Genomic DNA, 23,898 nt, shown 5'->3' with positions numbered 1-23,898 from the left:
CACTATATTACCCCGACCATGGCCAACGACACCGACACCAAGCCGCGCACCAAGACCGTGCCCAAAGTGGCGCGTCCGCCGCTCTACAAGGTGATCCTGCTCAACGACGACTTCACCCCGCGCGACTTCGTCGTGCGCGTGCTGAAGGCCGAGTTCCGCATCACTGAAGACCAGGCCCACCGCATCATGATCACCGCTCACACCAAGGGGTCCTGCGTCGTCGCGGTGTTCACCCAGGAGATCGCCGAGACCAAGGCGAACCGCGCCACCGAAATGGCGCGCAACGAGGGCTACCCACTGCTTTTCACCACCGAACCCGAAGAATAGCGCCGGTTGACCGACAGCCGCCCACCGACGGCAAGGCGGGCTGAACCAACAAGGCCGGCGGCAGTCGCCACCGGCCTTGCTTTCGATCTGGCGAGCTGCGGTCAGTTGGCCTTCAGCACTTCCTCGAGCTGGTCGGTGACCATGCCCCAGCCTTCGTGGAAGCCCATCTGCTCGTGCGCCGCCTTGTCCTCGGCGTTCCAGTGCTGGCAGCGCGCGATGTAGCGCGTCTTGCCGCCGATATCCTCGAACGTCAGCGTCACCGTCATGAACGGCTTCTCGCTCGCCTGCCAGTCGCCGGTATAGGCATCCGTGAACACCAGCTTCCGGTTCGGCACCACTTCCAGGTACTGGCCGGCATTGGGGTACTCGGTGCCATTCTCATCGACCATCGTGACGACGTTCCCGCCTCCGGGCCGCAGGTCGAGGCTCGCCTCCGATGTCGTCCACGGCCGCGGCGCGAACCACCGCTTCATCAGTTTGGGGTCGGTCCAGCCGCGGTACACCTGCTCCACCGGCGCATCGATGATCCGGGCCAGCACCAGCTGGTTGTCGTTCTCGGGGGCGATATCGAGCTTCGTTGTCATGTCGGTTTCCTCTGCTTTGAACTGCCTGTTCGACTTCACGACGAAGCACGCGCGCTGGAATCGACAGCTCCACCGAAAAAATCTCGGAAAAAACGAAGGGCCCGGAGAATGCTCCGGGCCCCTTGCATTAGCTGGTCAGGCGCTCAGTTCGCCCAGGTGGTGTACCCGAGCTTCATCGTCGTCCCGACAAAGCCGTTGACGCGGAACTGCGAGATGCGGCCCTGGTTGGTCTTGGCGCACACATAGGTGCCCGGCGGGACATCGGCGAGCGGGATGCTGTCGGACGAGAAGCTCTCTTCCGAGCACCCTTCATAGCCACGGTTCGAGCCGTCGCCGAGTGCGAGGCCGGCACCGGCCTGCGGCGTGATGTACTTCTCCACCGCGGTCACCGCCTGGTACCAGATGTCGGTCCCGCCACCGCCCACGTTGCCGTTGTCGAGGTTGGCCGTGTAGGTCTGCTGCAGATCGATCGGACCGGTCGAGAACGTATCCGGCACTTCCGGCGGCTCGGGCGGTTCCGGCATCGGCGGTGCACCGACATAGACCGTCAGCGACGACGCCTTGTTGTTGATCTGCGGCACCAGCGGCCCGGTGTCGGTGGTCACGATCTTGCAGACGCCACCAAGGTTGGTGTCCTCGCAGAGCTTGGCCTTGGCACCGCCGAACAGCTGCACCGACGAGATCTTGTTGTTGAACGTGGCGTTCAGCGCATTGCGCGTCCCCAACCCGACGCAAAGGTCGTCGCCGTTGAAATTGCTGCCGACATAGAAGCAGGCGCTCGGCTCTTCTTCCGGCTCAGGCGCTGGTCCGGGCCCGGGCGCCGGCCCGTCGCCGCAGTTGATCGACATGGTCGGGCCGCTCGGCGTCATGCTGAAACCGAAGCTGCAGTCCGGATTGGAACCGGAGCCTTCTTCGATTGCCTCCTCGTCGTCGTCGCCGGCCGTGGTCAGGTAGTTGGCGCTCACCCAACCGTCCGGGCCGGAATGCTCGACGAAACAGAAATTCGATGGCGCACACTCGGTGACGTTCACCACCTCGCCGGCCGTCAGTTGGTCGACGATACCGAATGTCTTTCCGGGTCCGGTGCGCACATTCACTGCCGATTTGGCTGCGGCTTCCACCGCAAACGCGGCGGCGGTACTTATCAGCATGCCGGCCGCGACCAGCGCGGCGGTCATGACGAGCCGATTGATGCTCATTTCCCTCATCCCTCTCCTCTGCAGGGAATGCATTTCCCCGCATACGATACGCAGACAACCACTTCCGCTGTGAACCGGCCGTGAATACTGGCGTTTCGCTCCGTTCATCCCCCCTTCATCCAGTTCTCGCGAAACTCTTATAGCCCTTCCCGCAACCAAGGCCCTCGCGCTACCGTTGCTCCACCCAACCCGCCCGATTCCGGAGATGCCCATGTTGCGCTTGCCGTCGAGCCTCAAGGTCCTGGCTCTAGCAACCGTCCTCGCCCTTCCCGTGGCGATGCCCGCCGTCGCCGGCCCGGCCGAGAGCGCGCTGCTTGCCAAATATGACGGCAACTGGCGCGGCACCGGCAAGGTCGTAGGCCCCGATCCCGGCACCGTTGTCTGTCGGCTGACCTTCAAGGCGTCGACCGCCGGCAAGCTCACCTATTCTGGCCGCTGCTCGTTCGGCGGCTCCGGCGCTGCCAGCTTCCGCGGCACCATGGTCTACAACGACGCCAAGAAGCGCTACGAGGCCTCGTCGTCAGCCCAGGGCGCCTCGACCACGACCGTCGGCAAGAAGGTCGGCAGCACCATCGTCTTCGCCTCCGCCGGCATCAAGACCAGCTACGGCACTGCTTCCTCGGTGATGACGCTGAGCGGCAGCAGCATCAAGCTGGCCTTCACGCTGGTCGACAAGAAGGGCCAAACGACCGCCTCGGCCATCAGCTTCAAGAAGGGCTGATCCGTCAGGACTGTCGATCTGCGCAAAGCGCCGGCATCGCGGCAAGCATCCGCTAACCGCAACGGACGATCCTTCTCGTGGCCCGCGCAAAACGGCCGCTGCGCGGTCTTCTGGCGACGCTAGCCCGACAGCGTCTTCTCGCAACGGCGTAAGCAGCCGCGCGTTGTTCCTCCTCCTGAACCCAGGAGGAGCCAATGAGTGACGTGAAGGTTGGGTATTTCGTCGGCAGTCTGGCCAAGGCCTCCATCAATCGCAAACTGGCCAAGGCGCTGGTCCGCCTTGCGCCGGCCGAGATGAAGATGACCGAGATCGGCTTCGCCGACCTGCCGCTCTACAGTTACGACTACGACGCCGATTTTCCGCCGGTCGCCCGTGCCTTCAAGTCAGCCCTGGCCGCGGCGGAGGCGGTGCTGTTCGTCACCCCCGAGTACAATCGCTCGATTCCTGGCGGGTTGAAGAACGCCATCGACTGGGCGAGCCGCCCATGGGGACAGAACTCCTTCGCGCGAAAACCCACGGCCATCATCGGCACGTCACCGGGCGCCATCGGCACCGCCGTAGCGCAGCAGAACCTCCGCAGCGTCATGGCCTTCTGCAACTCGCCGCTGATGAACTCGATCGAGGCCTATATCCAGTTCAAGCCGGGCCTCATCACCGACGACGGCGACGTCACCAACGAAGGCACCGCCGAGTTCCTGCGCAACTACATGGTGGAGTTCTACGGCTTTATCGAGCGCGTATATACCGCGATCCCGCGCCCTGCTTTGCAGTAGCGTCTGACCGGTTCCTAGGCCTCGACCCGGGCGTAGCGCAGCTTCGCCCGCTCCTTGGCCCTTGCCGCCAGCACCTCTCGGTCCCGCTTCGGCGCGTCGGTTTCGAGTTCCTTCAGCAGGCGCTTGATTACCCTCTCGATGTCGTCGACGGCATCGTTGAAGGCGGCCTCATTGGCCTTCGATGGGTGCGTGTAGCCCGAGATCTTGCGCACGAACTGCAGCGACGCATCATGCACCTCGTTGCGTGTCGCCGGCGGCTCGAAGTTGAACAGGGGGCGGATGTTGCGGCACATGGCATGATCTCCGGATGCTCTGACAGATCGAAAACTCGCACCTCAGGCGAGCCCGGACAAGGCTTTGCCTCGCCTGGTCACTTAAGTATCTGGTTCAGCACTGACAAGTTTCGCCCTCCGTTGCGACCTCACGTCCCCGGAACTTCTGCAGCCTCGATGTCGATCCACCGCTCGACCTGCTCGAGCTGGACGCCCACCGCCTCGACGACCTCGGCATCACGCTTGCAGCCGTACGTGACGCGATCGACGCCCGCTGATGAGGTAACATCCACCCGAGAATCACGCCGATCGGACCCGCTCTGGAAACCACCCTCTATCCACCCGTGAAGAGCTTCCTTGAAGCTGCAGGCTACTCCGTCAAGGGCGAGGTCGGTGGCTGCGATCTCGTTGGCCTCCTCGAGGGCGAGCCGCCGCTGGTCGTGATCTGCGAGCTCAAGCAGAGCTTCAATCTCGAGCTGGTGCTGCAGGCCGTCGACCGGCAGGCCCAAAGCGACGAGGTCTGGATCGCCGCGCGCACCTCGGCGACCGGGAAGGGCCGCGAGCGCGACCGCCGCTTCCGCGATCTGTGCCGCCGGCTCGGCCTCGGCATGCTCGGCGTCAGCGCCAGCGACCACGTCGAGATCATCGTCAGCCCCATCGCACCGATGCCGAAGAAAAACACCCGCAAGCGCATCCGGCTGGTCGAGGAGCATCGGCGCCGGAAGGGCGATCCAACCGCCGGCGGCAGCACCGGCCAACCCATCATGACGGCGTACCGCCAGCAGGCTCTCGCCTGCGCGGCCGCGCTCCAGCAGGGCCCGCTCCGCCCCCGCGACCTCAAGGCCACAACGCCGATCGCCGCCAAGATCCTGCTCCACAATGTCTACGGCTGGTTCGACCGCATCGATCGCGGCCTCTACGGACTGACCGATGCCGGACAGCAAGCGCTGCAGCGCTGGCCGCTCGACGCATAGGGCCCGCACTCCGCGACAACTTGCACCGGCTTCATTCGCGCCGGGGGTTCCCTTCCCCACCTGCTTCGGTTACAGGACCCGCTTAGCCCACAGAGTCTGCCGCCCAAGCCCGCGCCACCGCGCGTCTTTCCGCGCGCCCGAACATACGAGCCCCAGATGCCAAAACGCACCGACATCAAATCGATCCTCATCATCGGTGCGGGGCCGATCATCATCGGGCAGGCCTGCGAGTTCGATTACTCCGGCACCCAGGCGTGCAAGGCGCTGAAGGACGAGGGGTACCGGATCATCCTGGTGAACTCGAACCCGGCGACGATCATGACCGATCCGGATCTCGCCGACGCCACCTATGTCGAGCCGATCACCCCGGAAGTCGTCGCCAAGATCATCGAGAAGGAGCGTCCGGACGCCCTGCTCCCCACCATGGGCGGCCAGACGGCGCTGAACTGCGCACTCAGCCTCAAGAAGATGGGCATCCTCGACAAGTTCAACGTCGAGATGATCGGCGCCGACGCCGAGGCCATCGACAAGGCCGAGGACCGCGAGCTGTTCCGCGACGCCATGAAGAAGATCGGGCTAGAAACCCCGCGCTCCATGCTCGCCCATAACACCATCGAGGCGCTGCAGGCGCTCGAGGTTATTGGTCTGCCCTGCATCATCCGCCCCAGCTTCACCCTCGGCGGCACCGGCGGCGGCATCGCCTATAACAAGGAGGAATACCTCGCCATCGTCGAGACCGGCGTCGACGCCTCGCCGACCGACGAAGTGCTGATCGAAGAATCCGTGCTCGGCTGGAAAGAGTACGAGATGGAAGTCGTCCGCGACCGGAACGACAACTGCATCATCATCTGCTCGATCGAGAACGTCGATCCGATGGGCGTCCACACCGGCGATTCCATCACCGTCGCGCCGGCCCTGACGCTGACCGACAAGGAATACCAGATCATGCGCGACGCCTCGATCGCGGTGCTCCGCGAGATCGGCGTCGAGACCGGTGGTTCGAACGTCCAGTTCGCCATCAACCCGGCCGATGGCCGGATGATCGTCATCGAGATGAACCCGCGCGTCTCGCGCTCCTCGGCGCTCGCGTCGAAGGCCACCGGCTTCCCGATCGCCAAGGTCGCCGCCCGCCTCGCCGTCGGCTACACCCTCGACGAACTCGAGAACGACATCACCGGCGGCGCCACTCCGGCATCGTTCGAGCCGACGATCGACTACGTCGTCACCAAGATCCCGCGTTTCGCTTTCGAGAAGTTCCCCGGCGCCGACAAGCGCCTCACGACCTCGATGAAGTCGGTCGGCGAAGCCATGGCGATCGGCCGCACCTTCCAGGAATCGCTGCAGAAGGCCTTGCGCTCGCTCGAAACCGGCCTCACCGGGCTCAACGAGATCGGCATTCCCGGCTTCGCCTCCGGCGCCCCCGAGGACGACAACGAGAACGCGGTCTTTGCCGCCATCTCCACTCCGACGCCGGAGCGCCTCCTGCACGTCGCCGAGGCCATGCGACTGGGCTACAGCCTCGAAGACATCCACGATGCATCCAAGATCGACCCGTGGTTCCTCGAGCAGATCCACGGCCTGATCGAGACCGAAAAGAAGGTCCGTGAACTGGGCCTGCCCGACACCGCCGGCGCGCTCCGCGGCCTCAAGGCCATGGGCTTCTCCGATCGCCGCCTCGCTGATCTCGCCGGCAAGCAGGCCAAGGACGTGCGCGCGCTCCGCAAGTCGCTCGGCGTCCGCCCGGTCTACAAGCGCATCGATACCTCAGCGGCCGAATTCGCGTCGCCCACCGCCTATATGTATTCGACCTACGAGGCGCCGTTCAACGGCGCTCCCGAGGACGAGGCGCGCCCCTCCGATAGGAAGAAGGTCGTCATCCTCGGTGGCGGCCCCAACCGCATCGGCCAGGGCATCGAGTTCGACTATTGCTGCTGCCACGCGGCCTTCGCGTTGGCTGACGCTGGCTACGAGACCATCATGGTCAATTGCAACCCGGAAACCGTCTCGACCGACTACGACACGTCCGATCGCCTCTATTTCGAGCCGCTGACCGAGGAAGACGTCATCGAGATCCTCGAGACCGAAAAGCAGAACGGCACGCTGCACGGCGTCATCGTGCAGTTCGGCGGCCAGACCCCGCTGAACCTCGCTGATGCGGTCGAAAAGGCCGGCGTGCCGATCCTCGGTACCCAGCCGTCCTCGATCGACCTCGCCGAGGATCGCGACCTGTTCTCGAAACTGATCAGCCGCCTCGAGCTGACCCAGCCCAAGAACGGCATCGCTTACTCGCTCGAGCAGGCCCGCCTCGTCGCCGAGCGCCTCGGTTACCCGCTAGTGATCCGCCCGTCCTACGTGCTGGGCGGCCGCGCCATGGCGATCGTCCACTCGCCCAGCGAATTCGAGCGCTACGTGCAGGATACCCTCACCGGCCTCGTGCCGCCCGATATCCTGATCCGCTACCCCAACGACAAGACCGGCCAGATCAACTCGGTCCTATCCGACAACCCGCTGCTGTTCGACGGCTACCTCAGCCGCGCCATCGAGATCGACGTCGATTGCCTCTCGGACGGCCAGGACGTGTTCGTCTGCGGCATCATGGAGCACATCGAGGAAGCCGGCATTCACTCCGGCGACAGCGCCTGCTCGCTCCCGCCGCAGCACCTTTCGGACGAAATCATCGCCGAATTGAAGCGCCAGACCACCGAGCTCGCGCTCAGCCTCAAGGTTGGTGGCCTGATGAACGTCCAATACGCGCTGAAGGACGGCGTCATCCACATCCTCGAGGTGAACCCGCGCGCCTCGCGTACCGTGCCCTTCGTCGCCAAGGTCATCGGCCAGCCGATCGCCAAGATCGCCTCGCGCATCATGGCCGGCGAGAGCCTCGCGAGCTTCAACCTCGTTGAGAGGAAGCTCGACCATGTCGCGGTCAAGGAAGCCGTTTTCCCGTTCAACCGCTTCCCCGGCGTCGACACCGTGCTCGGCCCCGAGATGAAGTCGACCGGCGAAGTCATCGGCCTCGACTACAACTACCCGATGGCCTTCGCCAAGTCGCAGCTCGGCGCCGGCTCTAAGGTACCGCGCGAGGGCACGGTGTTCGTCTCCGTCCGCGACGACGACAAGCCGCTGATCCTCGACTTCTGCCGTCACCTCGAGCACGCCGGCTTCAAGCTCGTCGCCACCTCCGGCACCCACAAGTACCTGGTGGAGAACGGGATCCCCGCCACCAAGGTCAACAAGGTGCTCGAAGGCCGCCCGCACGTCGTCGACTCGATGAAGAACGGCGGCGTGCAACTGGTGATCAACACCACGGATGGCGCCAAGTCGATCTCCGACAGCCGCGACATCCGCCGCACCGCGCTGATGGGCAAGATCCCCTACTACACGACGATCCCCGGCGCTGTCGCGGCGGTGGAGGGCATCATCGCCTACCGTGAGGGCAACCTGACCGTACGGCCTCTGCAGGATTACTTCGCGGCCTGATCCGGCTACTCTCCGGGGTGAACCGCGCAGTGAACAGGCGAATAGAATGGGGGCGCCAGGATCGTCCCCATTCCCGTCATGGGATCAAAGGCGAGAACCGCATCGTTCGGCTTGCCCGCAATCTGCACTACGGCGTTAGCAAACTGTCAGTCTCGATCCAATAAAACCGCCCCTCATGCAGTGGTGGATCGATCTCTTGGCCCCGTTCGTCGCGGGACTGGCCGGCGCGCTGGCGAGCGGGCTGCTGGTACGCGCCCTGTTTCGCCCGCTGCCCGAGCGCCAGGGCTGGCGCAGTCTCCGCCCAAGCGGCGTGCACTGGATCGGCATCATGGTGGGTACCGGCTTCGTCTGCCTGATGCTCTACGTCCGGCTCTTCGTCGGCTCGGCGCGGGCCGATGCGGCCTCCCAGATGCAGATCCTGACGCTTCTCATGCTGGTGTTCGCCCTGTGCGTACTGATCGCAGTCGCGCAGGTCCGCGCCATCGTGCGCGCCGATGTTCGCTGGCGCGGCACCAGCCTCGACTATGCCGCGCCGGATGGCACGCGCATCACCAAGAACCTTTCGCAGGTGGTGGGGATGGAGCGGCGCTGGACCGGTCATGTCCTGATTGCCTTTGCCGACGGCGACGTGCTCAAGCTCGACGGCAACGTCGCCGGCGTGGATGACCTTTGCAGCCGGATCATCGAGATCGACGAACGGCTCGCCGCGGACATGCCGCTATAGCGACCCCTGCTGCGAAGCTGTTCCTTCCGGGCGCAAAATCGACCGGCGTTGCCGACATCCAGCCGCATCGCGGATCTTCAGGTATATTGGCGGACTGAAGTACTGACAAGATAAACGGAAGTCTGCTGGACCACCCAGCCCGATGCCGCCACTACTGGAGAAAACTAGAGGGAGCGGAAATATGGACCAGCAAACCGTCATCGCACGGGTCGTCGAAGCACTCGGGCCCGATCCGCGCATAAAGGCCCTGTTCCTCTCCGGCAGCTTTGGCACCGGAACCGCCGACCAGTTCAGCGACGTCGACCTCCTCGCCATAGCCGACCCCACAGACCACGAAGCCCTTGCCACCGATTGGCGCGCGACGCTCGAAGCCATCGCCCCCATCGTCCACTACAACCGCCTGCCGCACGCGCTGGTGCTCAACGCCGTCACCGACAACTGGCTGCGCGTCGACCTCCACATCGCCAATCGCGATCACCTCGATCACACCGCGCAGGACAGCCTGAAACCGCTCGTCGATCCTGCCGACCTCTACGCCACGCTCCGCCCCGAAACACCTGTCCCGGCACGCAACCCCGGCCGTCTCGGCTGGATGGTCGGCGAGTTCATCCGCATCCTCGGCCTGACCCCGGTGGCGCTCGGCCGCGGCGAGGTCGAGTTGATGACCGTCGGCAACACCTTCCTCCGCCGCTTCCTCACCGACCTCTTGACCATCGAGGCCAACCCGCGCATCCCTGGCGGCATGCTGCATCTGAGCCGCGTCCTCGATCCCACCCGCATGGCGGTGCTTGCCGCAGTGCCCCTGCCCCAGCTCACCGTCGAGTCCGCCATCGAGTCCAATCTCGCCCTCGCCCGCGCCTTCATCCCGCGCGCCAAAACCCTCTGTGCATCTTTGGGCGTAGACTGGCCCCACGCCTTCGAAACCGCCACCCGCAAGAACCTGCAATGGGCGCTCCCAACCCGCAGCATCGACTGGTAACCCCGACAGGCGCATAGTGGCGCCACCGCCCCGCGGAACCATCTCCGTGAAGATTGCCGTCCTCACCGCTGTTGCGATGCTGGCTTTCGCCGCCAACTCGGTGCTGGCCCGCTTGGCCTTCGCCACCGCCAATGCCGAGCCGCTGAGCTACACCGGCATCCGCCTCGCCTCGGGCGCCGTCGTGCTGGGCGGATTGCTGGCGCTGCGCCGAACACCGGGTGCGCCGTTCACTGTCGGCGGCAGCTGGGCTGGTGCCGCCGCCCTCTTCGGCTACGCCTTTGCCTTCTCGATCGCCTACATCCTGCTTGGCGCCGGCACCGGCGCGCTGATCCTCTTCGCCAGCGTGCAGATCGGCATCCTCGGCTGGGCAGTCTACCGGGGCGATCGGCCGGGCACGCTCGAGTGGCTCGGCCTCGCCGTCGCCCTTGCCGCTTTCGCCTACCTCGTCTCCCCCGGCCTGGTCGCCCCGCATCCGCTCGGCGCGCTGCTGATGATCGGCTCAGGCCTCTGCTGGGCCGCCTATACCTTGCTCGGCCGCGCCTCCAAAGCGCCGCTCGTCGATACCGCCGGCAACTTCATCCGCTGCCTCCCCGTTGCCGTGGCAATCATCATCGCCGGCCTGGTGCTCCACCCGGTCGATCCTGCCGCAGCGGCCTATGCCGCCGCCTCGGGGGCAGTGGCGTCCGGCCTCGGCTATGCCATCTGGTACGCGGTCCTCCCCAGCCTCGCCCGAACCCAGGCGGCCATCGTCCAGCTCACCGTCCCGGCCATTGCCGCCGCCGGCGGCGTGCTGCTGATTGCAGAGCCGCTGACCGTCCGCCTCGTCGTCGCCTCCATCGGAATTCTCGGGGGCGTCGCGCTCGCCCTCGTCGCGGCCGATCGCAGGCGCCGGGCCAAGCCGGCAACCTGAGCCACCAACGGGTTGACCTCGCCGCCCCGTCCGCTATGTTCCCGCGCATCATGATGATGATCCGTAATTTCGCATCGGTGTTCCTCCTCGCCTAAGCGAGCCATAAGGCAACACCGCCGCGCCCCAGGGCGCCTTGCCAGCTCGTCCCGAGCAAATGCTCGTCGACTCCGTCGCGACACATTGTTCGTCCCGCTGGCCCATGCGAATTCGGAAACAACCATGCCTGCTAACATTGCCGCGCTCACCGCAGCGCAGATCGACGCCTTCATCACCGATGGCTTCGTCCGCATCGACCATGCCTTTCCCGAGGACGTAGCCGCAAAAGGCCGCGATATCCTCTGGATGCTCACCGGCCTCGATCGGAACAACCCCGCCACCTGGACCCAGCCGGTCATTCGCCTCGGCGACAATCCAGCCGCACCGTTCCGCGAGGCGGCCAACACCCCCGTGCTGCACTCTGCCTTCGATCAGTTGGTAGGTCCGGGGCGCTGGCTGCCGCGCGGCAGCCTCGGCACCTTCCCGATCCGCTTCCCCTCGCCCGACGATCCCGGCGATGCCGGCTGGCATATCGATGTCAGCTTCGGTTGGGACGAACACCCGACCGACTTCATGGCCTGGCGCGCCAATGTCAGCTCGAAGGGCCGGGCCCTGCTGATGCTGTTCCTCTTCTCCGAAGTCAGCGAAGAGGATGCCCCGACCCGCATCCGCGTCGGCTCGCATCTCGACATCGCCCGCCMGCTCGCGCCGGCGGGCGACGCGGGCCTGTCGCTGCGTGAGCTGGCCGCCAACGGCTTCGCGGAGACGGCACACCTTCCCGAGGTACTCGCCACCGGAGGTCCGGGCACGGTCTACCTCTGTCATCCGTTCCTCGTGCATGCCGCCCAGCCGCACCACGGCACGGTACCGCGTTTCATGGCCCAGCCCCCGCTGATGCCACGCGAGCCACTGAGCCTCGACCGCGCCGACGGCGACTATTCCCCGGTGGAACGCGCCATCCGCCAGGCCATCGCCTGACCATCGCAGGGGCCGGCCGCCMCGCCGGCCCCTGCACTCGACAAACCAAACCGATGCGCCGCCGCCCGATTTGTTAGTCGGATTTTGCCGCCGCGCCCGTCGTCACGCCAAATCCTGCTCCCCACAACGGTGGTCGCCGCTGTGACGCCCCGTTAGTTTGCGCCACCATTGGCGCGGGGGCGTGCATTTGATCTGGGGCATTGATCCGCTCTATTCGCTGTCGGGCTTCTTCGTGGGGCTCATCGTCGGGTTCACCGGCGTCGGCGGCGGCTCCCTGATGACCCCGCTGCTCATCCTGCTCTTCAACGTTCACCCGGCTACCGCCGTCGGCACCGACCTGCTGTTCGCAGCCGCCACCAAGACCGCCGGCACCGCCGTCCATGGTTTCAACCGCCATGTCGACTGGCTGATCGTCGGCAAGCTCGCCCTCGGTAGCGTCACCTCCGCCGCAATCACGCTCTACGTGCTGTCGCAGCTCGGCGGCTCCGATCCCGCCGTCGCTCGCGTCCTCGCCGTCGTGCTCGGCGTGATGCTGGTGCTGACCGCGCTGTCACTGATCTTCCGCAACCGCCTGTTCGGCTTCGCCCGCCGCCACCGCGAACTCTCCCCGCGTCTGCAAACCGCCGTCACCATCGGCTTCGGCGCGCTGCTCGGCGTGCTGGTATCCATCTCGTCGGTCGGGGCCGGCGCCATCGGCGTCACCGTGCTGATGCTGCTCTATCCGCGGCTCTCGCTCGTCCGCATCGTTGCCAGCGACATCGCCCATGCCGTGCCGCTCACTCTCGTGGCCGGCCTTGGCCACTGGGCCATCGGCAATGTCGAGTGGGGCATGCTGATCTCGCTGCTGGTCGGCTCGATCCCCGGCATCCTGATCGCCAGCTTCTTTGCCGCAAAAATCCCGGAAAGCGTGGTGCGCTTGCTGCTCGCCGCCGTGCTCAGCGTCGTCGGCGTTCGCCTGCTGCTGGCCTAGGGCCGAACTGCCACGACGATTAGCCCCTCGACCGGCGCGCCCCGGTCCATGCGGATGGTAACCGCCTCGGCCATCGCGATCTCGAGCCCCAGTGACCGGCATAGCGCCAGCGTCGGCTCCGCCCCATGCTGGAACCGCAGCGATGTACCTAGCCGCACAGCGTCCTCGCCGCCATGGGTCTCCAGCGAAAAGGCCAGCAGCCCACCCGGCGTCAACGCCCGGCTGGCCGCTGCCAGCGCCGGGTCCAGCGCCCCCACATAGTTGAACACATCGGCGGCGACGATCAATCCGACGCTCGCCTCCTCGGCGGCGAGGAACGTCACCAGGTCAAGCTTCTCCAGCCGGTCGTAGACGCCCTTCCGCCGGGCCTCGGCCAGCATCTTGGCCGACAGGTCGACGCCCTCCAGCCGCCCAACCCACGGCCTGAGCTGCGCTCCCATCAACCCCGTGCCGCAACCGAGATCCAGCGCCCGCGCCACGCTCGGAACGCCGCGCGCCGTCAAGACGGCGCCGATCGCCGCCGCAAGCGCCTCCGGAATGCGGTACCCCAGCTTCGCCACCAGCGACTCTTCGAAGCGCGGCGCATAGTCGTCGAACAGCGCCTCGACATAAGCTGGAGCCGGCCCGCTCGTCCCAGCTCCGTGCGCCGCGAGCTTCAGCCCTGCCCCGAACAGCCCCTTGGCATCGAGCTGCAGCAACTGCGTCCACGCGACCATTGCTCCGGCAATGTCGCCTGCCGCCTCGCGATATCCGCCAAGCAGGTTCCAGCCCGCCACCCATTGCGGCACCATCTCGAGCGCCTGTGCCATGAGGTCGGCGGCTTCAGCAAAAGCGCGGTCGGCGGCGAGCGCCGCGGCATAGCTCGCACGGCGATCGGCAACCAGGTCGCCGGACGAATACTGTATTTCGCGCAAGTTGTTTGATACCGGGTGGGACGGCCATGCGTTTAGCGCGTCGCCTTGCCGCGGGGAAGATGGGCAAGCGCCGGAATTTCCACTTTGCTGTCACATTGGCAGGGCATAGAATGCGCTATGGGCATCCGGCGCGAGCTGGGCCCCGCCTTCCGGGCTGAGTCGCCTGGTATCTCTACGCCTTAGTGTCCCACTCCCTGGGCGCGAGGACTGCTAGTCAGATCGAATTTCAACCCGTTGCGCCACCTGCGCGCCGGGCAAAAGTCGTTTTGCCGCCCGTATTGATAGGCGGAAAATTTCGGTCTACAAGTTAATGGTCGAATATTGCGGCCGACACTTCGTGCCTGGCGTCTCAAACGCGCCTGCTGAGGTCATACCAAGAATTCGATTGGCGGAGTTTCCATTGGGGTGGGAACTGCCACGGCAGACTGCGAAAGGGACTTATATATGGCTACCGGCACTGTGAAATGGTTCAACGGCCAGAAGGGCTACGGCTTCATTCAGCCCGACGAGGGTGGGGCTGATGTGTTCGTGCATATCTCTGCTGTCCAGCGTTCGGGGCTTTCGGGCCTCGATGAAGGCCAGAAGGTGACGTACGAGATCGTCAAGGACAAGCGTACCGGCAAGAACGCCGCCGACAATCTCCAGGCGTCCTGATCCCGGATGCCGTCAGGCATCCAGGATCGGATGCTCTTTGCATGATCCAGGCGTCGACGTAGATCGCAGAGGCGCAGTCTCCGGGCTGCGCCTTCTGTTTTCGGCGGAGGTTCATACCCCGCCTGAGAAATCCTCGTAGCAGTCGTAGTTGACCTGGCGGATGATCCGCCCGTCCTTCAATGTGATGACCATGCAGATATGCGCCACCATGGCATCGCCCGGCTGCAGCGACCCGAGCGGCACATTCAGGATCCCCTCCCACCGAGTCTCCACCGTCACCGTGTCGCCCGCCTCGAAGATCGCGCCGATCGGATAGCTCTGCTGCCGCAGCACCTTCGCTCCGCGCGGCAGATCGCGGGTCATCTCGGAGTAACCGCGAGTCTGCCCTTTGGCGTAGAGCTTATTGGGCCGCTCGATCTGCACTACGTCCGGATCCAGCAGCCGCCCCACCGCCTCCACGTCGAACCGCTCGATGGCCGCAATGTACTCCCGCACCACCCCGACGTTGCCCGCTTCCAGGCTCATCCGACACCTCCTAGAACATCGTTCTAATCACCTCTAGAACATCGTTCTAGTTTCGTCTATAGCAACCGCATGGCCAGTTCAGCGCAACCCATCGACCGCCGCACCGAGATACTCGATGCCGCCCTCGCCTGCTTCCTTGAGCAGGGTTACGCCGCGACCAGCATTGCCGATATCCGCAAGCGGAGCGGCGCCACCACAGGTAGCATCTACCACTTCTTCGAAAACAAGGGCGCTCTCGCCCTCGCGCTGGTCCAGCGTGCCGTCATCGGCTGGTCCGGCGCATCTCCGAAAGCACGCGATCCCGCCGCGACGGCCGAGCAGTCGATCAAGGCCTCGGTCTCCGGACTGGTCGCCTGGGGCCTCGCAAATCCGGACGCATCGCGTTTTCTCGATGAAGTCCGGACACTCGCAACGAGCGACCCGACATTTGGGGCTGTAGCCGCTGTTCTGGCCGCCGGGCAGGATGCCGCAATGGCCCGCTATGCCGCCTTCGTCGCGGAAGGCGCAGTGCGCGACCTACCCTGGCCCATCGCACATGCCCTCATGCTCGGCCCGGCCTATGATTTCCTGCGCCTCAAGTCAGGGCACGCCAAGCCGACCGATGCCCCCGCCGTTCTCGCCGAGGCGGCCTGGGCCGCCGTCCGCATCAGCCCTTGACCAGCGCCCAATCCGCAACGATATGCACCGCTCGCGCAGGGCGGACACCACCCCGCTTGACCGAAGCCTTCGCCGAAGGCAGTTTACGCACACGCTCCCCCTCAGGTCAGCATGCTGACGACGCCGAATGACTTTGGCAGGGGAGCCTTTCTTTGAGTTGGAGACGGCTATGGACAAGATTCCGATGACACCCAGCGGTCACCAGACCCTGTCGGAGGAATATCGTCGCCGCACAGCCGAGGACCGGCCGAGCATCATCGCCGCGATTTCGGAAGCGCGCGCCCACGGCGACCTCAGCGAAAACGCCGAGTACCATGCCGCCAAGGAGCAGCAGAGCCTGAACGAGGGCCGTATCAAGGAACTGGAGTCGTTGCTGGCGCTCGCCGACATCATCGACGTCACCAAGCTGAGCGGCTCGACCATCAAGTTCGGCGCCACGGTCAAGCTCGTCGACGAGGATACCGAGGCCGAGAAGTCCTACCAGATCGTCGGCGACGCCGAGGCCGATCTCTCCAAGGGTCGCATCTCGATCTCGTCGCCCATCGCCCGGGCGATGATCGGCAAGGAAGCCGGCGATTCGGTCGAAGTCACCGCCCCCGGCGGCGCCAAGACCTATGAAATCCTCGACGTGAAGTTCATCTGACGCGATTTCGGCTTGCCGCCCGCCACCTAAGCTGTGACTTTTCGGTGGTTCCGCGCGCTCCATCCTCCCAGGACGATGGCAGTGCCCTTGAAAGGTGCGCGCCGAACCTCCTATTTTGGTCTAGGGCTTAAGTCTCAGAGTAAGTGGAGCGTAAGGTGCACGCCAAAGTCGTCATCATCGGATCGGGTCCGGCCGGCTATACGGCCGCCATCTATGCGGCGCGCGCCATGCTCGAGCCCGTCATGATCGCCGGCATCCAGCCGGGCGGTCAGCTCACCATCACCACCGATGTCGAGAACTATCCCGGCTTCGCCGACGTCATCCAGGGCCCCTGGCTCATGGACCAGATGAAGGCCCAGGCCGAGCATGTCGGCACGAAGATGATCAACGACATCATCGTCGAGGTCGATTTCGACAAGCGCCCCTTCGTCCTCATCGGCGACGGCGGCACGCGCTACACCGCCGACTCGGTCATCATCGCCACCGGCGCCCAGGCCCGCTGGCTCGGCCTCGAGTCCGAGGAGAAGTTCCAGGGCTTTGGCGTCTCCGCTTGCGCCACCTGCGATGGCTTCTTCTACCGCGGCAAGGAAGTGATCGTGGTCGGCGGCGGCAACACCGCTGTCGAGGAAGCGCTGTTCCTCACCAATTTCGCCAGCAAGGTCACGGTCGTGCATCGCCGCGGCGAGTTCCGCGCCGAGCGCATCCTGCAGCAACGGCTGTTCAAGAACCCCAAGGTCGAAGTGATCTGGAACGCCGAGATCGAGGAGGTCTATGGCGACCAGATGCCCCGCTCGGTCAAGGGCGTGAAGATCCGCGACACCAAGACCGGCCACGTGACCGAGAAGAACGTCGACGGCGTGTTCATCGCCATCGGTCACTCCCCGGCCACCTCGATCTTCGCCGGCAAGCTCGACATGAAGCCCGGCGGCTACCTCGAGGTTCAGCCCGGCAGCACTGCCACCAACATCCGCGGCGTCTTCGCCGCCGGCGACGTCACCGACGACGTCTACCGGCAGGCTGTGACAGCTGCGGGCATGGGCTGCATGGCGGCCCTCGACGCGGAAGAATATCTGGCATCGCTCGAGCTCGCAGAAGCGGCGGAATAGCCGATGCTGGATTGGGACAAGCTCCGCATCTTCCACACCGCTGCTGAATCCGGGTCTTTCACCCACGCCGCCGAAAAGCTCAACATGAGCCAGTCTGCCGTCTCGCGGCAGATTTCGGCGCTCGAGGAAGATCTCGGCCTCAAGCTCTTCATCCGCCACGCCCGCGGCCTCGTGCTGACCGAAGTCGGCGAGCAGTTGTTCCGCACTGCGCACCGCATGCACTGGGAACTACAGCAGGTCGAAACCCAGATGTCCGAGAGCCAGGAGGTCCCCACCGGGCCCCTGCTCGTCACCACGACCGTCGGTATCGGCTCGACCTGGCTGTCGTCGCGCATCCACGAGTTCCTGATCCTTTATCCGGAAATCCAGATCGAGATTAAGCTCAACGACGCCGAGCTCGATCTCGCCATGCGCGAGGCCGACGTCGCCATCCGCCTGCACCGGCCGAACCAGTCCGAGATGATCCAGCGCAAGCTGTTCACCGTGCACAACCACTTCTACGCCTCGCAGAGCTATCTCGAAGAGTTCGGCGAGCCGCAGGCCGTGGAAGACCTCGACCGCCACCGCATCATTTCTTTCGGCGAGCCGGTCCCCTCCTACCTCGGCGACATCAACTATCTCGAGCGCCTCGGCCGCCCCGATTCGTCGCCGCGCCGCGCCTCGATGAAGGTCAACGCCATCTACGGCATGATGCAGGCGGCCCGCGCCGGCATCGGCATTGCCATGCTGCCGGCTTATGTCACCGAAAACGAGAACACGCTGGTGCGCGTCCTCGCCGGCATCGAACTGCCGGCCTACGAAGCCTACTTCGTCTACCCCCCCGCGCTGAAGAACTCCAAGCGCGTCGGCGTCTTCCGCGATTTCCTTGTCGGCAAGGCCCGGGAGTGGTCGTTCTAGAGGACATCGCCGGCATCGTCTGAGCCGGCGGAACCATCAGCCTCCACCTTGGTTGAGTGCGCGAACGCGATCCTGCGTCGCACACCCCCTCCGGAGGAAGCAAATGGCTACCGAAAAGACCCTCGACGACCTGTTCCTTGATACCCTCAAGGACATCTACTACGCCGAAAAACAGATCGTGAAGACGCTCCCGAAGATGGCCAAGGCAGCCACTGCCCCCGACCTCAAGGCCGGCTTCGAAAAGCACCTCGAGGAGAGCGAAGGCCACGTCGAACGCCTGGAACAGGTCTTCGAACTGATCGGCAAACCGGCCCGCGGCAAGACCTGCGAAGCCATCCTCGGCATCATCGAGGAAGGCAAGTCCATCATGGACGAGTTCAAGGGCACGTCCGCCCTCGACGCCGGCCTGGTCTCTGCGGCGCAGGCCGTCGAGCACTATGAGATCGCCCGCTACGGCACCCTCAAGACCTGGGCCCAGCAGCTCGGCCTCAACGAGGCGGTCAGCCTGCTCGATGCGACCCTCAAGGAAGAAGTCGCAACCGACAAGAAGCTCACCCAGGTCGCCGAAAGCAACGTCAACCGCATGGCGGCCTGACCACAGCTCGAGTGGGGCCCAGCGCCCCACTCACCATTCTCGGCGCGGCCCGGCAAGTCCCAACTCCTTCCCGTTCATCGGCAATTCAGCGGCCTCGGCTAGAACGGGCCAATCTTGGGGACCACCATGAACCGCTTCGCCACCGCTGCCGCGCTCTGCCTCGTCGCCACGCCGTCATTCTCGCAGATGATCACCATCACACCGACGCAGATCGGTGAGATCTTCTGCATCTCTCGTACCGGCAACGACATGGCGCCGGTCGAGGGACTCCTCACCGTCGAGCTGAAGGCCGCCATCGCCGAAGCCGAAGCCAAGAACGACGCCATCCAGAAAGCTCACCCCGACGAGAAGCCGCCGCTCGGCGACGGCATCCCGTGGCAGGCCTTCCCCGACTATGCCGCCGAGTGCAAGGTCGGCAAAGTCACCCTGGAGGCAGATCAGGCCACGGTCGATATCGCCTATGGCTTCCCCGAATACCCCGACGCCAACTTCACCGATCACCTGCAGCTGAGGCTGGTCTCATTCCCGATGGTCTCCGAGCCGCTCTGGCGTATTGACGACCTGACCTATGCCACGGAAGGCGATCTTCGCACCGTCCTCGTCAGCGTCTTCGAGAACTGATCGACACGGGGTACCTCCCCCTTGACGCCCCACCGCCAAAGGCGCATTGCGGCTCAGTTCCGGGCGCTTGCACCCGGACCTTCATCAAGGACTGAAAATGAACCCCGACAGTCGAAGTCGATCTTCGATCTTGCCGGCGCTCTAGGCTCCTCCCGGGCCGGCGCGCCGGTGCGGCTATCTCTTGGAGCCCCGCTATGCTGCGTGCCTATATCCGCGAAGGCGACCGCCTCGTTCCCACCGATTTCGATCCCGTCACCGGCACCCAGCTCGCCGGCGCCGTCTGGTACAGCCTGACCGATCCGACGCGCGAAGAGGACAAGTTCGTCGAGTCCTGCCTCGGCATCGATATCCCGACCCGCCGCGAAATGCAGGACATCGAGCCCTCCGCCCGCCTCTACAGCGAGGACGGCGCCGAGTTCATGACCATCACCGCCCTGATCGACAGCGAAACCGATCAACCGGTAAAGACCCCCATCACCTTCGTGCTGCGCAACGACCAGTTGGTCACCGTGCGCTATGCCGACCCAAAACCCTTTCGCCTCTACGAGCGCCTCGTCTCCCGCCCCGCCACCGGCGAGATCGGCGGCGAGCGCGTGATGATCGGCCTGCTCGAATCCTTCATCGATCGCCTGGCGCAACTGCTCGAGAACACCGGCGACGGCATCGACCAGATCTCGCGCGAGGTGTTCGGCAACAAGTCCACCAAGCCCACCCGCAAAACCCGGGATCTGCAATCGCTGATCGAGCGCATCGGCAAGAAGGGCGACGTCCTCACCCTCGCCCGCGAGAGTCTCGTCTCGATCAGCCGCCTCGTCAGCTTCCACCAGTCGAGCGGCTCGGAAGACCAGAAGGCCGCCCGCGACCGGAAGCAGGATCTGAAGGTGCTGCTGCGCGACGCCGCGGCACTCAGCGACCACGCCGCCTTCCTCTCCGACAAGATCACCTTCCTGCTCGACGCCACCCTCGGGCTGATCAATCTTGAGCAGAACCAGATCATCAAGATCTTCTCGGTCGCCGCCGTGGTGTTCCTGCCGCCCACCCTCGTCGCCTCGATCTACGGCATGAACTTCGAGTTCATGCCCGAGCTGCACTGGGCCGTGGGCTATCCGTTCGCGCTGGGGCTCATGGTCCTCTCCGCTGCGGTGCCTTACCTGTTCTTCAAGCGCAGCGGCTGGCTCTGACGCACAAGATTCGCGCGTCGAGACTGACAAAAAACTGTCACAATCAAGCACTTGGCGCCGCATTCACATCCGCGTGCGACGCCGTGGCGCACCTCGGAAACCGCAATACACGAGCAAACTCATCGACTTAACAGCCATGCAAAAATCGCATGCCCCTCATTCAGCACTCTTCGGTTGATGGGTCAGCAATCACGCCATATATCCCCGCCCGACAGCAGCTGAGCGCATCTCCCTCCTCCTCCTCGCGCTCGTTGTTTGTTCCTCCCTGTAGCCAGAAATGGCTGCTACTCGGCCCCGCTCTCCCCTCGAGCGGGGCCTTGTTTTTTCCGCATTCCGTTTCGCGCGGGCTATCCGTAGTTGACGCATACGTCACGGCAGCATGGCTGACCTTTACCTGCGCAAACTGCATAGCTGGCATGTAAAGCTCTGCATTGTGGACCAAACGGTCAAAGTGCATATTGTGAGTGTCGATGTGAGCCGCACCGTATCCTCCTCCCTCGGTCCTGCTCTGCGACACCGGTTTCAAGTCGTATCCTCCTCCCTCGACTTGGGGCCATCGGCAAATGGCGTATCCTCCTCCCTCGTCCATTTGCCACCACTTTAGATTTGGACTTCGGTCCTTTTCATTGGGCCCCATCTTCGGATGGGGCCTCTTTTTTTGCTTGCGCTGATCTATGCCCACCTGCGGCAGCCTGCCGCACCCGATCGCCTCGCGCCCAGTGCATGGCTGACGTTCCGACTTGGCGATTGTTCCGACTCCGCCCCCGACCGATAGTTGTTCCGACGAATTGCAGCCGCTCCTCCTCCCTGGCTGCGTTCTGATGGGTCGCCCGCTTCGGCGAGCCGGCCTTTGAAGGCCCCGCTCATCCCCTCGAGCGGGGCCTTTTTTCATCCAGCGCATTGTCTAGGATGAAATCCGGCCCATCCGAGACATCCCAATGGCATCACCAGTCCCCACCATCGACCTGCCCTCGGGCACCAGCCTGCCGATCCTCGGCCAGGGCACCTGGCGCATGGGCGAGGACCGGCGCAAATACGCCGACGAGGTTGCCGCCCTGCAGCGCGGCATCGATCTGGGGATGACACTGCTCGATACCGCCGAGATGTATGGCGATGCCGAGCTGGTCGTCGCCGAGGCGATCAAGGGCCGCCGCGGCGAAGTCCAGGTCGTCAGCAAGGTGCTCCCTTCCAACGCCAGCCGCACTGGCACCATTGCCGCCTGCGAGCGCAGCCTGAAGCGCCTCGGCACCGACCACCTCGATCTCTATCTCCTCCACTGGCGCGGCCGGCACCCGCTCGCCGAAACCGTTGCCGCCTTCGAGGAACTGAGACAGGCCGGCGCCATCCGGGAATGGGGCGTCTCCAATTTCGATGTCGACGACATGGAGGAGGTCTTCGGCGTCCCCGGCGGCAACCGCTGCGCCACCAACCAGGTGCTCTACCACCTCGACGCGCGCGGTATCGAGTTCGACCTCCTCCCCTGGTCCATCTCCCACCGCATGCCGATCATGGCCTACTCGCCGCTCGGTAACGACGGCCGCCTGTTGCGGCATCCGGAGTTGCAGCGCATCGCCCGCGCCCACGACGCTACCCCCGGCCAGATCGCGCTGGCCTTCGTCCTCGCCCGGCATGGCGTCATCGCCATTCCCAAAGCCACCCAGCAGGCGCATGTGGTCGAGAACCGCGAGGCGCTGGATATCAAGCTCACCGAAGCCGATCGCGCCGCGCTCGACGCCGCCTTCCCGCCGCCGCGCCGCAAGCAATCGCTGGATATGATCTAAGTCGGGCTCTTGGGAGGAACCACCACCGGCCTCGCGGTGATCCTCCCCCGCGTGGCGGGGGAGGGGCGACCAGCGAAGCCAGTGGAGTGGGCGGCTCTGAACCCCGGCGCCTCCCGCCACGCAGTCCTTGCCCGGCATTTCCTGCCGCCTGCCCCATCCTACCCCGCCCGAACGCCCGGAATCCCAGCCCTCCACGCTGGCACGCCACCTGCATGGTGGTGCGCGTACGCCCGGAGGCAATCATGACCAGCGTCGGCACGTCGACCAGCACCAGTTCCCTGACCTACGCGCAGATCATCGCCAACGCGCAGAAGACCCAGCAGCAGGCGCTGACCAACCCGCCTGCCACCACGTCGACCGAAACCGGCGCCACCAACGTCACCCTGTCCGACGCCGCCAAGGCCGCCCTCACCACCATCAAGGATTTCGCCACCGTCACCACCGACGCGCGCGCCACCCTCGACAAGCTCCTCGCCGACGCCAAGCTCACCACCCCGCTCAAGGATGGCAAGCTCGCCCTCGACCTCAGCAAGGTCGATCGCCGCGAGCTCTATGCCATGAGCACCAATTCCAACCAGCTGTTCACCCCCGACGAGCAGAAGGCCGCCGCCATCGAGCTGCAGAGCCGCTTCGACCAGGCAATGGCCGGCCCCACCGCCGTCGGTCGCGTCACCGGCAGCGTCAAGGGCCTCTACGTCGCCGCCCTCGCCTACTTCGACGCCATGGGCCCCGAGGAGAAAGCCTCCGCCGCCTATGTCGACCAGCGCGCCGCGCTCGAGGATATGCTGAAGCAGCTCGCAGCCGACCCATCCACCCTGCCCGGCACCGTCGCAAACGATCCGGTCAACGCCTACATGGAGCGCCTCGCCGGCGGCGAAACCGGCAAGCCGCGCGATATCGCCAACGTCGCCGCCGATGCCCGCACCACGCTCGACGCGCAATACAAGGCCAGCGGCAACAACAAGCCCGACTACTCCGAGTTCGACAGCCGCTCGTTGGCCTCCGTCGCGCTGAACTCGAACGGCAAGTTCAGCCCCACCGAAGTCCGCACCGCCTCGATGGAAATGCGCTCCCGCTCCGGTGCCGCACTGCTGCAGAGCCTCAAGTCCGCAGGCAACAGCGACCCTGCCGCCTTCGCGCAGAACGTCATCTCGCTATACGGCGCCATGAGCAGCGAAGAACGCGCAGCGGCCGGCTGGTCCGAAAACCTCTACGCCGCCGCCGTCTCCAACTACCAGACCGCCAGCAAGCTGGGCTCGATCCTCGGCCAGGTCACGGGGTCATCGTCATTCGGCGCGAGTGGTGGCAGCTCGATGAGCCTGATGGACTACCTGTAGGCGATACCACCAAAAGCGCAGTCAGTGCCTTCTCCCCTTGTGGGAGAAGGCACTCGCCTG

26 protein-coding genes are annotated in these 23,898 nt (G+C 65.0%); 20 read left to right on the top strand and 6 right to left on the bottom strand.

All coding sequences use genetic code 11. The annotated features are described in order from the left end of the window. Window positions 1-18 precede the first annotated feature (18 nt). Entirely contained in the window at window positions 19-327 is a 309-nt protein-coding gene (gene clpS / locus AC1DV8_RS04735) for an ATP-dependent Clp protease adapter ClpS (RefSeq protein WP_477149066.1), read from the top strand. 101 nt (window positions 328-428) lie between these two features. Here the strand turns inward: clpS and AC1DV8_RS04730 are convergent, their stop codons facing one another. Continuing rightward, window positions 429-911, bottom strand: coding sequence for an SRPBCC family protein (locus AC1DV8_RS04730; protein ID WP_477156655.1), 483 nt, complete (start codon window positions 909-911; stop codon window positions 429-431). Window positions 912-1,054: 143 nt separating this feature from the next. After that, a complete protein-coding gene (locus AC1DV8_RS04725) occupies window positions 1,055-2,110 on the bottom strand; it encodes an SH3 domain-containing protein (RefSeq protein ID WP_477156654.1) in 1,056 nt (351 codons plus the stop codon). A 211-nt stretch (window positions 2,111-2,321) separates the two neighbouring features. Between AC1DV8_RS04725 and AC1DV8_RS04720 the strand changes: the two genes are divergently transcribed. After that, on the top strand, window positions 2,322-2,831 hold the full coding sequence (locus AC1DV8_RS04720; RefSeq protein ID WP_477148896.1) for a hypothetical protein: 510 nt from the start codon (window positions 2,322-2,324) through the stop codon (window positions 2,829-2,831). 194 nt (window positions 2,832-3,025) lie between these two features. Continuing rightward, window positions 3,026-3,604, top strand: coding sequence for an NADPH-dependent FMN reductase (locus AC1DV8_RS04715; RefSeq protein ID WP_477156653.1), 579 nt, complete (start codon window positions 3,026-3,028; stop codon window positions 3,602-3,604). A gap of 14 nt (window positions 3,605-3,618) precedes the next feature. On the opposite strand, the gene AC1DV8_RS04710 is transcribed toward AC1DV8_RS04715, so the two are convergent. Then, window positions 3,619-3,897 carry a DUF2277 domain-containing protein gene (locus AC1DV8_RS04710; protein WP_477156652.1) on the bottom strand — a complete coding sequence of 93 codons (279 nt, stop codon included), beginning with the start codon at window positions 3,895-3,897 and terminating at the stop codon, window positions 3,619-3,621. 128 nt (window positions 3,898-4,025) lie between these two features. Further along, window positions 4,026-4,169 carry a hypothetical protein gene (locus AC1DV8_RS04705; RefSeq protein WP_477149071.1) on the bottom strand — a complete coding sequence of 48 codons (144 nt, stop codon included), beginning with the start codon at window positions 4,167-4,169 and terminating at the stop codon, window positions 4,026-4,028. 27 nt (window positions 4,170-4,196) lie between these two features. On the opposite strand from AC1DV8_RS04705, the gene AC1DV8_RS04700 reads away from it, so the two are divergent. The 7 genes from AC1DV8_RS04700 to AC1DV8_RS04670 all read left to right on the top strand — a co-directional run bounded on the left by AC1DV8_RS04700 (window position 4,197) and on the right by AC1DV8_RS04670 (window position 12,927). Further along, window positions 4,197-4,850, top strand: coding sequence for a DUF2161 domain-containing phosphodiesterase (locus AC1DV8_RS04700; protein ID WP_477156758.1), 654 nt, complete (start codon window positions 4,197-4,199; stop codon window positions 4,848-4,850). Between the two features lie 156 nt (window positions 4,851-5,006). Further along, window positions 5,007-8,330, top strand: a complete 3,324-nt coding sequence (gene carB, locus AC1DV8_RS04695; RefSeq protein ID WP_477156651.1) for a carbamoyl-phosphate synthase large subunit — start codon at window positions 5,007-5,009, stop codon at window positions 8,328-8,330. A gap of 175 nt (window positions 8,331-8,505) precedes the next feature. Next, window positions 8,506-9,054, top strand: a complete 549-nt coding sequence (locus AC1DV8_RS04690) for a hypothetical protein (protein WP_477156650.1) — start codon at window positions 8,506-8,508, stop codon at window positions 9,052-9,054. 181 nt (window positions 9,055-9,235) lie between these two features. Continuing rightward, a complete protein-coding gene (locus AC1DV8_RS04685; protein ID WP_477156649.1) occupies window positions 9,236-10,033 on the top strand; it encodes a nucleotidyltransferase domain-containing protein in 798 nt (265 codons plus the stop codon). A gap of 46 nt (window positions 10,034-10,079) precedes the next feature. Further along, window positions 10,080-10,943 carry a DMT family transporter gene (locus tag AC1DV8_RS04680; RefSeq protein WP_477156648.1) on the top strand — a complete coding sequence of 288 codons (864 nt, stop codon included), beginning with the start codon at window positions 10,080-10,082 and terminating at the stop codon, window positions 10,941-10,943. 219 nt (window positions 10,944-11,162) lie between these two features. Next, window positions 11,163-11,957, top strand: coding sequence for a phytanoyl-CoA dioxygenase family protein (locus tag AC1DV8_RS04675; RefSeq protein ID WP_477156647.1), 795 nt, complete (start codon window positions 11,163-11,165; stop codon window positions 11,955-11,957). A gap of 181 nt (window positions 11,958-12,138) precedes the next feature. Beyond that, window positions 12,139-12,927: a sulfite exporter TauE/SafE family protein gene (locus AC1DV8_RS04670; protein ID WP_477148888.1), complete on the top strand. Its 789-nt coding sequence runs from the start codon at window positions 12,139-12,141 to the stop codon at window positions 12,925-12,927. Here AC1DV8_RS04670 and AC1DV8_RS04665 read toward each other — a convergent pair. Continuing rightward, window positions 12,924-13,841: a class I SAM-dependent DNA methyltransferase gene (locus AC1DV8_RS04665; RefSeq protein ID WP_477156646.1), complete on the bottom strand. Its 918-nt coding sequence runs from the start codon at window positions 13,839-13,841 to the stop codon at window positions 12,924-12,926. The genes AC1DV8_RS04670 and AC1DV8_RS04665 overlap by 4 nt on opposite strands. A gap of 444 nt (window positions 13,842-14,285) precedes the next feature. On the opposite strand from AC1DV8_RS04665, the gene AC1DV8_RS04660 reads away from it, so the two are divergent. Beyond that, window positions 14,286-14,495 (top strand): cold-shock protein, encoded by a 210-nt coding sequence (locus AC1DV8_RS04660; protein ID WP_055045318.1) that lies wholly within the window; start codon window positions 14,286-14,288, stop codon window positions 14,493-14,495. A 111-nt stretch (window positions 14,496-14,606) separates the two neighbouring features. On the opposite strand, the gene AC1DV8_RS04655 is transcribed toward AC1DV8_RS04660, so the two are convergent. After that, window positions 14,607-15,020 carry a nuclear transport factor 2 family protein gene (locus tag AC1DV8_RS04655; protein ID WP_477156645.1) on the bottom strand — a complete coding sequence of 138 codons (414 nt, stop codon included), beginning with the start codon at window positions 15,018-15,020 and terminating at the stop codon, window positions 14,607-14,609. Window positions 15,021-15,089: 69 nt separating this feature from the next. On the opposite strand from AC1DV8_RS04655, the gene AC1DV8_RS04650 reads away from it, so the two are divergent. The 9 genes from AC1DV8_RS04650 (at window position 15,090) to AC1DV8_RS04610 (ending at window position 23,838) form a co-directional block, all read left to right on the top strand. Then, window positions 15,090-15,677 (top strand): TetR/AcrR family transcriptional regulator, encoded by a 588-nt coding sequence (locus tag AC1DV8_RS04650; RefSeq protein ID WP_477156644.1) that lies wholly within the window; start codon window positions 15,090-15,092, stop codon window positions 15,675-15,677. 169 nt (window positions 15,678-15,846) lie between these two features. After that, window positions 15,847-16,320, top strand: coding sequence for a transcription elongation factor GreA (greA, locus tag AC1DV8_RS04645; RefSeq protein WP_477148884.1), 474 nt, complete (start codon window positions 15,847-15,849; stop codon window positions 16,318-16,320). 143 nt (window positions 16,321-16,463) lie between these two features. Next, window positions 16,464-17,426 carry a thioredoxin-disulfide reductase gene (trxB, locus tag AC1DV8_RS04640; RefSeq protein WP_477148883.1) on the top strand — a complete coding sequence of 321 codons (963 nt, stop codon included), beginning with the start codon at window positions 16,464-16,466 and terminating at the stop codon, window positions 17,424-17,426. Between the two features lie 3 nt (window positions 17,427-17,429). Then, window positions 17,430-18,323, top strand: coding sequence for a LysR family transcriptional regulator (locus AC1DV8_RS04635; protein ID WP_477148882.1), 894 nt, complete (start codon window positions 17,430-17,432; stop codon window positions 18,321-18,323). A 103-nt stretch (window positions 18,324-18,426) separates the two neighbouring features. Further along, on the top strand, window positions 18,427-18,918 hold the full coding sequence (locus AC1DV8_RS04630) for a YciE/YciF ferroxidase family protein (RefSeq protein ID WP_477148881.1): 492 nt from the start codon (window positions 18,427-18,429) through the stop codon (window positions 18,916-18,918). Between the two features lie 126 nt (window positions 18,919-19,044). Then, a complete protein-coding gene (locus tag AC1DV8_RS04625) occupies window positions 19,045-19,539 on the top strand; it encodes a hypothetical protein (RefSeq protein WP_477156643.1) in 495 nt (164 codons plus the stop codon). A 194-nt stretch (window positions 19,540-19,733) separates the two neighbouring features. Next, the gene (gene corA, locus AC1DV8_RS04620; RefSeq protein ID WP_477148879.1) at window positions 19,734-20,720 is read left to right on the top strand and encodes a magnesium/cobalt transporter CorA; all 987 of its coding nucleotides are present in this window, start codon (window positions 19,734-19,736) and stop codon (window positions 20,718-20,720) included. A 938-nt stretch (window positions 20,721-21,658) separates the two neighbouring features. Continuing rightward, entirely contained in the window at window positions 21,659-22,501 is an 843-nt protein-coding gene (locus AC1DV8_RS04615; RefSeq protein WP_477156642.1) for an aldo/keto reductase, read from the top strand. A gap of 242 nt (window positions 22,502-22,743) precedes the next feature. Further along, window positions 22,744-23,838 (top strand): hypothetical protein, encoded by a 1,095-nt coding sequence (locus tag AC1DV8_RS04610; protein WP_477148877.1) that lies wholly within the window; start codon window positions 22,744-22,746, stop codon window positions 23,836-23,838. The last annotated feature ends 60 nt before the right edge of the window (window positions 23,839-23,898 follow it).

It is taken from the genome of Devosia sp. P3_B2 (assembly GCF_056402875.1).
This window is presented reverse-complemented; position numbering and strand designations above follow the sequence as displayed.

Bases quoted from the DNA above. Each gene is read 5' to 3' on its own strand.
- AC1DV8_RS04625 (WP_477156643.1), top strand. From the start codon at position 19,045: ATGAACCGCTTCGCCACCGCTGCCGCGCTCTGCCTCGTCGCCACGCCG.
- AC1DV8_RS04725 (WP_477156654.1), bottom strand. From the start codon at position 2,110: ATGAGCATCAATCGGCTCGTCATGACCGCCGCGCTGGTCGCGGCCGGC.
- AC1DV8_RS04660 (WP_055045318.1), top strand. From the start codon at position 14,286: ATGGCTACCGGCACTGTGAAATGGTTCAACGGCCAGAAGGGCTACGGC.
- clpS (WP_477149066.1), top strand. From the start codon at position 19: ATGGCCAACGACACCGACACCAAGCCGCGCACCAAGACCGTGCCCAAA.
- corA (WP_477148879.1), top strand. From the start codon at position 19,734: ATGCTGCGTGCCTATATCCGCGAAGGCGACCGCCTCGTTCCCACCGAT.
- AC1DV8_RS04635 (WP_477148882.1), top strand. From the start codon at position 17,430: ATGCTGGATTGGGACAAGCTCCGCATCTTCCACACCGCTGCTGAATCC.
- AC1DV8_RS04630 (WP_477148881.1), top strand. From the start codon at position 18,427: ATGGCTACCGAAAAGACCCTCGACGACCTGTTCCTTGATACCCTCAAG.
- AC1DV8_RS04615 (WP_477156642.1), top strand. From the start codon at position 21,659: ATGGCATCACCAGTCCCCACCATCGACCTGCCCTCGGGCACCAGCCTG.
- AC1DV8_RS04715 (WP_477156653.1), top strand. From the start codon at position 3,026: ATGAGTGACGTGAAGGTTGGGTATTTCGTCGGCAGTCTGGCCAAGGCC.
- greA (WP_477148884.1), top strand. From the start codon at position 15,847: ATGGACAAGATTCCGATGACACCCAGCGGTCACCAGACCCTGTCGGAG.
- AC1DV8_RS04610 (WP_477148877.1), top strand. From the start codon at position 22,744: ATGACCAGCGTCGGCACGTCGACCAGCACCAGTTCCCTGACCTACGCG.
- AC1DV8_RS04650 (WP_477156644.1), top strand. From the start codon at position 15,090: ATGGCCAGTTCAGCGCAACCCATCGACCGCCGCACCGAGATACTCGAT.
- AC1DV8_RS04655 (WP_477156645.1), bottom strand. From the start codon at position 15,020: ATGAGCCTGGAAGCGGGCAACGTCGGGGTGGTGCGGGAGTACATTGCG.
- AC1DV8_RS04720 (WP_477148896.1), top strand. From the start codon at position 2,322: ATGTTGCGCTTGCCGTCGAGCCTCAAGGTCCTGGCTCTAGCAACCGTC.
- AC1DV8_RS04730 (WP_477156655.1), bottom strand. From the start codon at position 911: ATGACAACGAAGCTCGATATCGCCCCCGAGAACGACAACCAGCTGGTG.
- AC1DV8_RS04710 (WP_477156652.1), bottom strand. From the start codon at position 3,897: ATGTGCCGCAACATCCGCCCCCTGTTCAACTTCGAGCCGCCGGCGACA.
- AC1DV8_RS04685 (WP_477156649.1), top strand. From the start codon at position 9,236: ATGGACCAGCAAACCGTCATCGCACGGGTCGTCGAAGCACTCGGGCCC.
- AC1DV8_RS04690 (WP_477156650.1), top strand. From the start codon at position 8,506: ATGCAGTGGTGGATCGATCTCTTGGCCCCGTTCGTCGCGGGACTGGCC.
- carB (WP_477156651.1), top strand. From the start codon at position 5,007: ATGCCAAAACGCACCGACATCAAATCGATCCTCATCATCGGTGCGGGG.